Annotated in this window: 10 protein-coding genes, 1 pseudogene, 1 riboswitch and 2 other annotated features; of the genes and pseudogenes, 8 read left to right on the forward strand and 3 right to left on the reverse strand. The window is 33.2% G+C overall.

The window, feature by feature from the left end; translation table 11 throughout:
• Positions 1-174: 174 nt before the first annotated feature.
• Positions 175-1,542, reverse strand: a complete 1,368-nt coding sequence (locus ACQVV1_RS00865; protein ID WP_431168444.1) for an alanine/glycine:cation symporter family protein — start codon at positions 1,540-1,542, stop codon at positions 175-177.
• A gap of 107 nt (positions 1,543-1,649) precedes the next feature.
• A riboswitch (glycine riboswitch) is annotated at positions 1,650-1,769 on the reverse strand.
• A 218-nt stretch (positions 1,770-1,987) separates the two neighbouring features.
• Positions 1,988-2,563 (reverse strand): hypothetical protein, encoded by a 576-nt coding sequence (locus ACQVV1_RS00870; RefSeq protein WP_242253124.1) that lies wholly within the window; start codon positions 2,561-2,563, stop codon positions 1,988-1,990.
• Positions 2,564-2,697: 134 nt separating this feature from the next.
• Between ACQVV1_RS00870 and ACQVV1_RS00875 the strand changes: the two genes are divergently transcribed.
• From ACQVV1_RS00875 to thrS, 5 genes are all read left to right on the forward strand, one after another.
• Positions 2,698-3,042 carry a hypothetical protein gene (locus tag ACQVV1_RS00875; protein ID WP_063223361.1) on the forward strand — a complete coding sequence of 115 codons (345 nt, stop codon included), beginning with the start codon at positions 2,698-2,700 and terminating at the stop codon, positions 3,040-3,042.
• 145 nt (positions 3,043-3,187) lie between these two features.
• Complete coding sequence (locus ACQVV1_RS00880; protein WP_242253126.1) at positions 3,188-4,006, forward strand: nucleotidyltransferase; 819 nt, start codon at positions 3,188-3,190, stop codon at positions 4,004-4,006.
• 121 nt (positions 4,007-4,127) lie between these two features.
• Positions 4,128-4,748: a YdbC family protein gene (locus ACQVV1_RS00885; RefSeq protein WP_242253127.1), complete on the forward strand. Its 621-nt coding sequence runs from the start codon at positions 4,128-4,130 to the stop codon at positions 4,746-4,748.
• A gap of 186 nt (positions 4,749-4,934) precedes the next feature.
• Complete coding sequence (gene rluF, locus ACQVV1_RS00890; RefSeq protein ID WP_063223359.1) at positions 4,935-5,642, forward strand: 23S rRNA pseudouridine(2604) synthase RluF; 708 nt, start codon at positions 4,935-4,937, stop codon at positions 5,640-5,642.
• Positions 5,643-5,765: 123 nt separating this feature from the next.
• Positions 5,766-5,985, forward strand: a binding site (T-box leader).
• A gap of 35 nt (positions 5,986-6,020) precedes the next feature.
• Positions 6,021-6,242 (forward strand) — a binding site (T-box leader).
• A 44-nt stretch (positions 6,243-6,286) separates the two neighbouring features.
• Positions 6,287-8,206, forward strand: coding sequence for a threonine--tRNA ligase (gene thrS / locus ACQVV1_RS00895; protein ID WP_431168445.1), 1,920 nt, complete (start codon positions 6,287-6,289; stop codon positions 8,204-8,206).
• A 125-nt stretch (positions 8,207-8,331) separates the two neighbouring features.
• Here the strand turns inward: thrS and ACQVV1_RS00900 are convergent.
• Positions 8,332-8,813 (reverse strand): annotated as a pseudogene (locus tag ACQVV1_RS00900) (DUF2975 domain-containing protein).
• Between the two features lie 390 nt (positions 8,814-9,203).
• Between ACQVV1_RS00900 and ACQVV1_RS00905 the strand changes: the two are divergent.
• The 3 genes from ACQVV1_RS00905 to ACQVV1_RS00915 all read left to right on the forward strand — a co-directional run bounded on the left by ACQVV1_RS00905 (position 9,204) and on the right by ACQVV1_RS00915 (position 13,165).
• Entirely contained in the window at positions 9,204-9,971 is a 768-nt protein-coding gene (locus ACQVV1_RS00905) for an ABC transporter ATP-binding protein (RefSeq protein ID WP_061679087.1), read from the forward strand.
• 12 nt (positions 9,972-9,983) lie between these two features.
• On the forward strand, positions 9,984-11,867 hold the full coding sequence (locus ACQVV1_RS00910) for an FtsX-like permease family protein (RefSeq protein ID WP_309260145.1): 1,884 nt from the start codon (positions 9,984-9,986) through the stop codon (positions 11,865-11,867).
• A gap of 266 nt (positions 11,868-12,133) precedes the next feature.
• On the forward strand, positions 12,134-13,165 hold the full coding sequence (locus ACQVV1_RS00915) for an alpha/beta hydrolase (RefSeq protein ID WP_063223355.1): 1,032 nt from the start codon (positions 12,134-12,136) through the stop codon (positions 13,163-13,165).
• The last annotated feature ends 44 nt before the right edge of the window (positions 13,166-13,209 follow it).

Raw genomic sequence — 13,209 nt, forward strand, 5'->3', positions numbered from 1 at the left:
GCATTCCTTTTCAACTATATAGTTAGACCATACGATTTATGTCATTTATGTGAAAAACTTTTAGTGGAATAAAAAAGGGAAAGATTGATATAAATATATTTTTAATGATATTTACTGAGTAAGAAAACGAAAAAAGGAATGCTCATTATGTATGAGTCATTCCTTTTTTATAGATTAACTTGCCTGTTTTTTATGACTGTCTTTTAATTTCTCTGCCTGTAAAAAGCGATTCGTTTCTGCGACAACAATACCACTTAACCCAATAAGACCAATTAAGTTTGGAATCGCCATAAGTCCATTTGCAATATCAGCGAATGTCCATACGATGCCTAGTTTTAAATTAGCTCCAATAGCAATCATGACGATAAAGATTGCTTTATAATATTTAACAGCACTTTCTCCAAATAAATAAGCCACGCATTTCTCTCCGTAATACGACCATCCTAAAATAGTAGAGTAGGCGAATAATATAATTGCGATACCGAGAATCATACTACCAGCAGTGCCAAATACAGATTGGAACGCTAGTGTTGTAGCTTCAACGCCAGTTTTACCTGATTTCCATGCACCTGTAGTAATTAATACAAGTCCTGTAATTGTACATACAATAAACGTATCTAGAAAAGTACCAGTCATAGAAACTAAAGCTTGCTTTGCAGGCGAATCAGTTTTGGCAGCCGCCGCGGCAATAGGGGCACTCCCTAAACCAGCCTCGTTCGCAAATACACCGCGCGCCATTCCAATTTGAATAGCTGATGCAACTGTTGCTCCGATAAAACCACCAGCAGCTGCAGTACCAGTAAATGCACCAGAAAAAATAAGTGAAAATGCTTCTGGAATTTGATCGTAGTGATAGAAAATAATAATAAGACCAGCAATGATATAAAAGAAAGCTTTAATAGGAACGATATATCCTGTCACTTTCCCGATTTTTTTAACTCCTCCTAAAATAACAATAGCGATTAAAAACGACATTAATATACCAGTTAGAGCAGGAGGGAAAGAGAAATTAATTCGCATTGCCTCTGCAACTGAGTTAGATTGCACCATATTACCGATACCGAAAGAAGCAGTTGTACCGAATATGGCGAATAAAACAGCAAGCCATTTCTTACCTAAACCACGTTCTAAATAGTACATTGGTCCACCCGAATATTCGCCATTTTCATTACTAACACGGTATTTCACCGCAAGAATTGCTTCGGCATACTTTGTTGCCATCCCGAATAAAGCAGTAATCCACATCCAAAAGATTGCACCAGGTCCACCAATCGTCACAGCAGTTGCAACACCAGCTATATTTCCCATACCAATCGTTGCCGCCATGGCTGTCATAAGTGCTTGGAAGTGGCTAATATCTCCAGAGGAAGATGTATCTTCTGATTTTTTAAAAGCTAGTTTGTGAGCGTATAATAGTTTACTAAATTGTAAACCTTTTAAACGCACTGTGAGAATGATACCAGTACCAACGAGTAACAACAAAGTTGGTAATCCCCACACATAATGGTTAATTTGTTCTAATGCTTTACCTACTGTCTCCATCTTTATTCTCCTTTTTTAGAAAAAATAAAAACCACTTCAAGTAAATGAAATGGTCTCTGGAGAAACAAGGAATAGAAAAATAAACCGATACAAATCGGCATTTTCTTTCGCTTGTCTCTGTCCTTTTTACCTGAGAGATTATCCGCTAAAATAACGGATTTGCTCCTTCGGCGCTCGTTTTCCTCCGCGCTATATAAGCGAGAGGGAGTCTCTCCAGAGATTCGTCCCCATGCAGTTCTACTTGTAACCAAGACCTGAGAGTTTCAAAGTTGATTCAGCAACTTTTTGCCCCGTCGGTAGATCAATAGATCTTCTCCTGAATGGTTCATCCGAATTATAAAATTAATAACTTATACGCATTGAATGTGTATAGAATCAATAAAAACATTATAGATATACAATTAGTAAAATGCAATCATTTTTTATTTTAAAATAGTAAAGCATTCTATTTTTTCGAAATTCCTAATTTTTCTTCAACTTCAGATAAAATTGATAAAGCGATGACAATATGCTGATCCGCAAGTTCTAAAGCATGTCTAGTATTTTCAATTGTTTCATTGGATGGAGTAGAGTTGTTTGCTCCGTCTATAATTAAATCCGCCGTGTTTTTCATAAATTTAGAAGCAGTTCTAAATTCAGTTGTGAAATAAACTAGTTGTTCTTGTATTTGTACTTCCGATATATTTTCTTTAATTTTCAAAGTGTCTATTTCGTTTATAATGTTTTCATATTGTTTGGAAACAGCAGTCATTGTAACTAATAGTTTATCTCTGTCTACTGAATCTCCGCTCGTGTTAATTTCTTCCCAAGCAGGCAACCAATCTTTTTCGATGATGTCATTATAATTATTAGTTAATTCATTAATTTTAGGTTGCAATTTAGTTTTGAATGTTTTTGTATCAATTGTTTCTGCAGTAGTTTTTTCGTTATTATTTTTATCTTTAATTGTGTAGAAAATCGTACTGGCAATGATAAAAATAGCAATAACTACTGTCCATTTATTTAAAAGCCATGTCTTCAAAGTGTAACGCCTCCATTTTAAAAAATCTTATAATTATAATATACAATAATAATGTTATTGGAGGTAGGTAATATAGGCTAGAATTAATTAAATATATTTTATTTATCTGTACGTAAATAATCAAAATTAGTAAAATGATGAAAGCAATATGTAAGAAAAGAGGGTTTTTAGTGAAACTAAATAGAAGAAAACTAGTTTCAAATATTTCAATGGCTATGTTATTAGTTGGTTTAATTGCATTCATATTTATGAATAAAGAATCTAAAATTAAAGATTTTCCAGTGCCAATGTCAGCAATTCATATTAACGATGATAATGAAGAGGATTATAAATATATAAGTGTAATGCCTATTACAAAGGCAAGTGGATGGGAGAACTTAGGTGAAAACGGGCATACTGTTAGTTTTAAAAAAGGGGAAAGGAAGGTAACGATATTACATTATCCGGGAGAAATTACGTATTATATATTTGAAAAATAATTGATAATAAAAGAGATAGGAAGTGAATGATATTGTAGGATTGTTTACTTCCTATCTCTTTTGATTTTTAATTCTGAATTATTTAAATTACAATTGCTATGTGTATAGTATAAAATAATATTTAGTATGGAGATGAGTTGATAATTTGCCAAGTATAAAAAAAATAGGACGTTTTTGTCCTACAGATGATGAAGGGTATATTATAAATGATGCACATATTGACAAAGTGCAACCTATGTTTATGGAGGTAATACAAGAAGTGAAAAATACTTGTTGTGAATTGTTACAGAGTGATTTACACAGTGTTTATATAAGAGGTTCAATTCCAAGAGGGATTGGAATTGAAGGAGTTGCTGATATAGATGTAATTATATTAGTACGAAAGGATCCAAAATTAATAGATCTAAGTTGGCGAAAGAAGCTAGAACATCAAAGTTTACAAAAGTTTAATTGTATATCAGGAGTGGAGTTAAGTTTTTACAGTGAAAAAGAAGTGACCAATCTCAATCGTTTTTCTTTTATAAGCTTTATTATACAGACACATGGTATTTGTATACTAGGTGAAGACGTAAAATTGTCTTTACCTAAATATAAAGTAAGTCAGGAGTTAGCCTATGAACATCTTTTTCAATTGCGGAAACAAATTGGACAAGCTCGTAAAGAGTTGATTCATAATAAAGGCGTGGATGATATAGCGGATTGTTGTCGTTGGGTTATGAAGATAATAATCAGGTCAGGTCTAGCATTGACAATTGAGAGAGAAGGACTTTACTCCAGAGACTTATATCCTGCATATGAATTATTTAGTAAGCATTTTCCCGAACAAGAAAAAAATATGAGTAAGGCATTACAATATGTAATTGAGCCGATAAATGATATAAATGAAATTTTATTATTTTTAAGTACGTTTGGTGAATGGCTGATAGAAAGAGCGGCTGATTTTTTGAATACTATAGATAACTAGGATAATATAATTATATTATGTAAATGAAAAGGGATAGAGAGTGAAATTAATATTAGTGTAGGTGGAAATGTAGAAAGTGTTGCAAATGGGAAATGGAATGTAAGATGAGGGGGAATTAAATATGTTACTAAAAACAATCTACTGTAAAGTAGAAGAAGAGAAAAAGGAATTGTTTTCAAACGCACAAGAACAATGGTGTGATATAAAGTATTTAGATGGTTTTCATGGACAATTTGGCGGATGGTATGAAGATGAGGCATGTGTATTTACTTTATGGGAAGATAGAAGTGCGTATCAATCATTTATGAATGGTGCTCACGATACAATTTATGTAAATAGTAAACAAGAGGATACGTTTGTTTCATGTGAAATTGAATTATTTCAAACGTTGTATGATGTTACTGATACGCCTTTGAAAGACGTTGTTATAGAAGGATCATTCGTAAGAGTTGCCATATGTGATGTAAAGATCGAAATGGAAAAGCATTTTTTACATAAGCAAGAAACAATTTGGAATAAAGGAATGGAAAATGCAAAAGGGATGTTAGGTGGAGTACTTGGAAAGTCTTTGAAAAATGAAAATCGTTACATCGTGTTAACTTATTGGAAAGATGAAACGGCGCATCGAAATTATGTAGAAGAGATTTTCCCTGAGTTGTATAAACTAGCTAATATTCATGAAGACATAGAAGATATAAGAGGTAAACAAGTTGTATGTAAGGAAGAATGGCTTGTATATTAAGCGCAGAAAAAGTGTATAAATGAATGTATAATAAAGATAATTTCTTATAAACAAGAAATTAATAGAAGACGTTATATACCCTTTCATGTTAATATATTTAAGTTATAATAGGAGGCTTACCCTTTTGTATTGTACGGTAGAAGCAGTGTGAGCTTGAAATTTTTTTTAGAAAAGGATGTGCCTAATTTGCGTATCAATAAATTTATTAGTGAAGCTGGAAAAGCGTCTCGACGTGGAGCAGATAAATTAATTAATGAGAGAAGAGTAATTATTAACGGTAAGGTTGCAAAAATTGGTGACCAAGTAAATCCAGGTGATGATGTGCGCGTAAATGGAGAGCAACTTCGTATTGCTCGAGATCACGTATATATCGCTTTAAATAAACCAGTAGGTATTACATGTACGAGTGAAAAAGCTGTAAAAGGTAATATTATTGATTTAGTGAATCATCCTTTACGAATTAGTCATATTGGACGTCTCGATAAAGACTCAGACGGTTTAATTTTGTTAACGAATGATGGTGATATTGTTAATGAAATTTTACGTGCTGAAAACAAGCATGAGAAAGAATATATCGTTTCAGTAGATAAGCCGATTACGCCTGATTTTCTTGAGCAAATGGCAGCTGGTGTGAAAATTTTAGGAACGAAAACGCTTCCGTGTGAGATTACACAGTTATCAAAATATGAATTCAAAATTATTTTAACACAAGGATTGAATCGCCAAATTCGTCGTATGTGTGAAGCTTTAGGTTATCAAGTATACACGTTAAAACGTACGAGAATTATGAATATTGAGTTGAATAATTTACCGGTTGGACAGTGGAGAGATTTAACGAAGAAAGAGAAGCGACGTCTATTTTCGGACTTAAATTACGAACCACAAGATTGGTAAAATTGAGAAGGGGAAACCAAAAATCTATTTTTGGTTTCTTTTTTATTAAATAAAAAATATTTTTTAACACTTGCAAAAATAAAATGAATAAGATATAGTGAATAACAATAAATGGATGTACTTTTAAAAGCAAAGAAAAGGACACGAGTTATTTTCCCCGGTTATACAGAGAAGGAAGGAAAGCTGAGAACTTCCTAACGCAGAAAAATAACTTACCACCTTAGAGCTGCACTGGGGAAATCAAGTATCTAGTGCCGTATGCGACGTTATCGCAAAAGAAGCCATTGCATTTTGTAATGGGAATCTGGGTGGAACCACGGATATAAGCATATTCGTCCCTATTTTAGGGATGGATATGCTTTTTTGTATTCAATTTCATAATAAGCGAAGAAAAGGACACGAGTTATTTTCCCCGGTTATACAGAGAAGGAAGGAAAGCTGAGAACTTCCTAACGCAGAAAAATAACTTACCACCTTAGAGCTGCACTGAGGAAATCAAGTATTCAGTGCCGTGTAAACGACGTTACCGTAAAAGAAGCCATTGCATTTTGTAATGGGAATCTGGGTGGAATCACGGGTAAAAGCACGCTCGTCCCTATTTTAGGGATGAGTGTGCTTTTTATTATGAAATGGAGAGATGAAAAATGAAAGAACAAATGATTGAAATTAAATTTCCAGATGGTAGCGTGAAAGAATTTGTAAAAGGAATTACTTTAGAAGAAATTGCGGGATCCATTAGCAGTAGTTTGAAAAAGAAAGCAGTTGCGGGGAAAGTAAATGATGGGTTATATGATTTACGCCGTAATATTGAAGGAAATGCGGAAGTAGAAATCATTGCTCTAGATTCAAATGAAGGTGTAGAAATTGCTAGACACTCGGCGGCACACATTTTAGCGCAAGCTGTAAAGAGAATGTATAGTAATGTAAACCTTGGTGTAGGACCGGTTATTGAAAATGGTTTTTACTATGATATGGATCTTCCGAGTAGTGTAAACATAGAAGATTTATCGGAAATCGAAAAAGAAATGAAAAAAATTATAAATGAAAATGTAAAAATTGAACGTGTTGAGGTCTCACGAGAAGAGGCAAAAAAACTGTTTCAAGAAATGAACGATCACCTGAAATTAGAACTGTTAGAAGCAATTCCAAATGGGGAAAGTGTAACACTTTATAAACAAGGTGAATTTGTAGATTTATGTAGAGGACCACATTTACCGTCAACAGGCTATTTGAAAGCCTTCCAATTATCTCACGTTTCAGGTGCATATTGGCGAGGTGATAGTGATAATCAAGTGCTTCAGCGTATATATGGTGTTGCATTCTCATCTCAAAAAGAATTAGAAGAGTATTTGCATTTCGTTGAAGAAGCTGCAAAAAGAAACCATCGTAAGTTAGGCAGTGAGCTTGAGTTATTTATGTTTTCTGAAGAGGCTCCGGGAATGCCGTTTTATTTACCGAAAGGCCAAATTATTCGTAATGAATTAGAATCATTTTTAAGAGGAATTCAAAAAGAATACAATTACCAAGAAGTACGTACTCCATTCATGATGAACCAAGAAGTATGGGAGAGATCAGGGCACTGGGGACATTATAAAGATAATATGTATTTCTCAGAAGTGGATAATAAAAGTTTTGCTTTAAAACCGATGAACTGCCCAGGGCATATGCTGATGTTTAAAAACAAATTGCATTCTTATCGCGAATTACCGATTCGCATGTGTGAATTTGGTCAAGTACATCGCCATGAATTTAGTGGTGCGTTAAACGGATTATTAAGAGTACGTACTTTCTGCCAAGATGATGCACATTTATTTGTAACTCCAGAACAAATTGAAGATGAAATCAAATCCGTAATGGCGCAAATTGATTACGTATATAAAACTTTTGGATTCGAATATGAAGTAGAACTTTCTACTCGTCCAGAAGATTCAATGGGTGATGATAAATTGTGGGAGCAAGCAGAGGCAGCATTAGCAAATGTATTACAATCATTAAATTATAAATATAGACTAAATGAAGGTGACGGTGCATTCTACGGACCGAAAATTGACTTCCATATTAAAGATGCTTTAAATAGAAGTCATCAGTGCGGAACAATTCAGCTAGATTTCCAAATGCCAGAGAAATTTGATTTGAATTATATAGATGAGAAGAATGAAAAGAAAAGACCAGTTGTCATTCACAGGGCAGTATTAGGATCTTTAGACCGCTTCTTAGCAATATTAATTGAGCACTTTGGAGGAGCGTTCCCTGCTTGGGTAACACCAGTTCAAGTGAAAGTTATTTCAGTATCGAATACAGTCCATGTACAATATGCAGATGAGGTTACAGATAAGTTAGCTCAAGCTGGCATTCGTGTGGAACGAGATGTGCGAGATGAAAAATTAGGATATAAAATAAGAGAAGCACAAATGCAAAAAGTTCCTTATGTTCTTGTTATTGGAGATAAGGAAATGGAGAATGGAGCTGTAAATGTACGTAAATATGGGGAAGAAAAATCAGAAGTTGTTGAACTAGGTGTATTTGTGAAAAGTATAAAAGAGGAAATAAAAAATAAGAAATAGAGAATGATAATAAAATACACCATTAACATGTATTACTGAATTTAAAGTAAATAAAGAACCATAATAAATGATGAAGGGATAGCTTAATCGTTATCCCTTCATCATTTATTCCCATATACTTCATCTCAAACTGTTAAATCATTTTCTGATTGTATATGAATGGCTTCTTGTAAGAGCTTTTGGAGAACTGCAGCAAAAATTGCAATCACGATAGAGCAGAAAATAATGATCAGTCCAATTGGTATAAAACTTGGAGGGTCAATTTTTTTTGCCATAAGATAGTAGAGTGACATACCTAGCAAGTATATGGTACCAATCGTAAGAGCACAGTATTTTATATTTTTTAAAGCCCTTACTGATAATTCCGAGAACGCTTTGTTCTTATCAATATAGCTTAAAAGTTTAAACGCTTGATACAGAGCAAAGTAAAAAGGTATCGCTGCTACGTACATATCGATTAAAACGAGAGATTTCATATAAGCAATAGCGGGATACAATTCTCCAGCGAAATTCCCGATTTTAGGTATTAAAAATATGCACAATGCAAGTCCTACTATACCTATAAAACAATAGCTAGCTTTAAAAAGAGTGTTGTAACTTGTTTCATAAAAAGCACCTCGTTTTATTTAATGACAACATGATTTTATCATATAATTTATCGTTTTAAAATAAAATTATATTGTTTTTTGATTTGTTATTATTGTTATTTATGTATCCTTTTAATATTTGAAAAATAAAATACTTTTCTCATTACAAAGAAAGTCCCCTTGTGAAATGGTCTGTAATATTTTTTACCTTACAAAAATGTAAGGTAAATGTAAGCGAAATCGAAGGAACGAGTTGTAGAAAAATGAGAATATGAAGTAGGAAATAGGTTCATGTAACCTGTAGGACTCTACTTGAATGAATAATTAAAAAATTCTTAAGGATTCACATGAGAAAAAGATAAGAAATATGTGAGAAATTAAATTTATACAAAAGGGATGGAGTGAACGAGATGTCAACAAATGTAGTTACTGTAGAAAGTGTAGAAAAAACGTACGGGAAAAGAAATGAGAATCAGTCAAAAGCACTAAGGGGCGTATCATTAAATATTAAGGAAGGGGAATTCGTCGGGATTATGGGTCCTTCTGGATCTGGCAAAACGACTTTACTTAATGTGATTAGTACACTGGATCAAGCGACAGGTGGTAGTGTAACCATAGCTGGTACAAATATTACTTCAATGAAGGGGAATGCATTATCAGATTTTCGATCTCAAAAATTAGGGTTCATTTTTCAAGATTTTAACTTACTTGAGAACTTATCAATTTATGAAAATATCGCTTTACCACTTTCTCTGCAAGGCGTACCTTCAAGTGAGATAACTGGAAAGGTAAATGAGGTTGCGAAGAAATTAGGGATTACTGAAATTTTAACAAAATATCCAACTGCTGTTTCTGGTGGACAAAAGCAAAGAACAGCGGCAGCACGAGCTTTAGTACATAATCCAGCAATTGTATTAGCAGATGAACCAACAGGAGCGCTTGATAGTAAAAATGCAAAAAGTTTATTAGAAGCGATGCAAGATTTACATGAAAATCACAATGTAAGTATTTTGATGGTGACACACGATGCATTTAGTGCGAGTTACTGTGAACGAATATTATTTATCCAAGACGGTCTTCTTTATAAAGAATTAAAGCGTCAAGGAACGCGAGAGAATTTCTATCAAGACATTTTAGGTGTGCTCGCTCATATGGGCTCAGCTGCTGAGTCTAAGTAGGGGGGCGAGACTATGTTATTTAAATTATCACGTCATAGTATGAAAAAGATGTTAAAAGATTATATGGTTTTACTTATTGGTCTCGTTATTAGTATTAGTATCTTTTACATGTTCCAAACGATGGCGATGAATAGTGAATTTACGAAGGATAATAGTCTGATTAGTAGTATTAGACTCGTATTCTGGGTAGGTGCAATACTATTATCTTTCATTACTGTATTTTATATTATATATGCTAATTCTTTCTTACTCACATTAAGAAGAAAAGAACTCGGTATGTACATGATGCTCGGTGCGAAAAAGAAAAAAGTAGCACAGTTATTATTTATTGAAACATTCGGTATGGGTATTGTCAGTATTATTATCGGGATTTTAGTAGGGATGTTACTTGCAAGTGTAGCAGGAAACTTTTTAATGAATGGCATGGAGATTTCAGCAAAAGGTAGTTATTCATCTGTATATACACCAGCAATCTTAGTTACAGCTATATTCTTCTTAATACTATTTTTTATTACTGGTTTAATGAATAGCATTCGATTGTTACGCAAAACAGAACTAGAGTTAATTCGTGAAGATGAAACACTAGATGAAGTAAAGAAAAGTAAAACTCGCATTATTATAATGACCGTACTTGGTATATTACTAGTAAGTATAGGGTACTATTTTATGATCAATGTAAAAATATATGCTGAATTAGGTTTTATTATAGCGACCATCGTTACAACACTTGGAACATATTTTATCTTTAGTTCATTGCTCCCATTTTTTGTAATGAAAATTAAAGGGAATAAAAAACGAAATGAAACGGGCTTAAATAGTTTTACATATGCTCAGCTACGCTTTCGAGTAAATAGTTTATCGAGAGTATTAGGAACTGTAGCGATGTTAATTGCATTAGGTGCAGGGGCAATGACAGCAGGTATGGCATTTCAAAAAAATGTAGGCATTATGACAGATTCCTCACGTGTATATGATGTCGTAATTCATGATCCAAATGATCAAGATACAGCAGCATTAAAGGAAATGGAAATAGTTGAAGAAAGCAAGTATAAGTATAAAGTAGATGGAGAAGCGGTGTATTACTTACGTGACGATTTAACTATGAAACCGCCACTTATTTCCGAACGCTTTGATATGGAAACTTTAAAAGAGCCTGCGCGTAAACGGGTGGCTGAACCTTTAACTGAACCTGTATATTCTGCATTGGAAGCTCCCGAAGCAGCGAATAAGCTTCCTCGTATGCCAAAAGATTGGGAAGATGCGGTTGTAAGAGAAATACAAATTACACATAATCAATTTAACGGAAAGCCTGTAAGAATTGCTGATGAAGAGCATTATAAAGGAATTCAAGGAACAGAACATACTGTAACATTAGCAAAAGTAGATGATATGAAAAAATATAAACCATTATTGATCGAAATAGACAAGAGACAAAAAGAACAAATTGAAAAAACAACAGGTACAAAAGTAGACATATTTACGAAAATGACAATTTATCAGTTAACGAACAGTCTCATGAGTGGAACAATGTTTATGGGGTTTTTCCTCGGAATTGCCTTTCTAGCAATGATGGCAAGTTCGCTTATGTTCAAAATATTAACGGGTGCTTCTCGTGATGTACGCCGTTATGAGATGTTACGAAAAATCGGTGTGAGACGTAGTATGCTGACAAAAAGTATATATAAAGAAATTTCATATTTATTTATCTTCCCAGCAATCATTGGAATTTCCCACGTTTTAGTAGGGCTTAACTTATTCAGCTTCATATTAGTTGACCCGTTTGTAAAAGTGTGGGTGCCAATAGGGATTTTCTTAGTCATTTATTTCATCTATTACTGGATAACTGTCCAATTGTATAAAGGAATGGTAATGCCGAAAGAAGAAGTAGCGAAATAGTTTAAAAAAGAGTCCTTGTTTTGAAAACAAGGACTCTTTTTATTTGTGATACCTTGTGATTTAGTATTGCTATGATTAACGTATTGAAAATTAAGAAAATATTAAAGGTTTATATAGCTGAAAGTTAAGAAATATATGGGATATTAAGAATGTACAAAAAATCAAGATGAAATTGGAAATTGTAATTGTTGTACATTCATATTTTTTGAGGTAGTTTTACAGAACTAAATTGATGTTTTATAAATTTAAAAGAAAGGAAACTACTTATGAAGAAGATAAGAAAATTAATAAAACTTATTGGTGCCATCACTATACTACTATTAATCGTAGCACTAGTATTTCCTACATGGACTTCGCAAATAAAGGGGGAAAATAGTATAAGTACATTAGAGCAAGTAAAGATAAATGGAAGTGGTCATGAAATTATGATACGCGGTAAAGATAAGAACAATCCGGTAATTATTTTTGTACATGGTGGACCAGGTTCTTCAGAAATACCATATGCTCAAAAATATCAAGACTTATTGGAAGAGAAATTTACAGTTGTTAATTATGATCAAAGAGGAAGCGGGAAGTCGTATCATTTCTTTGAAGGTTATTCGAATCTTACATCAGATTTACTTGTAGAGGATTTATTAGCTTTGACAGATTATGTTTCAAAACGTCTTGGTAAAGAAAAAGTAATATTAATTGGCCATTCTTACGGTACATATATTGGAATGCAAGCTGCTAATAAAGCTCCTGAAAAATATGAAGCATATGTTGGGATAGGGCAAATGAGTGATACAGTAGAGGGTGAGATGGATAGTTTAAAGTTTGTTATTGATCAAGCGAAAAATGCAGGAAATGAAGATGAGGTTTCCTATTTAAATGGATTAACTAAAAAAATTAAAAATGGCGATACATACACTCCTCGAAATTATGTTGCGAAATATGGTGGAACATCAAGACTCATTGAAAATCCAGATGGTGATAACATCGGGATGTTACTCAGTAATGAATATAACTTGTTAGATGTAATTCGTTATAACGTTGGATTGTCACATTCTCAAACTGTTTTATTAGAAAAGGATTTAAAGAATCCATTGCCTACTAAGGTGACTAAAATGGAGCTACCGTTTTATTTCCTTATGGGGGAATATGACTATAACACTTCATTTCATGCAGCAAAAACATATTTTAATACTATTGAAGCAGATCAAAAAGAATTTATTACTTTCGAGAAATCAGCTCATTATCCACAATTTGAAGAGAAAGAAAAATTTTACAAATGGATGTGCGATACATTCGTAAAATAAATAAAGTGTATCCGAACTATATAGAATTAAAAAGTTAGCGAGAT

The organism is Bacillus basilensis (assembly GCF_050630465.1).
GTDB lineage: Bacteria > Bacillota > Bacilli > Bacillales > Bacillaceae_G > Bacillus_A > Bacillus_A basilensis.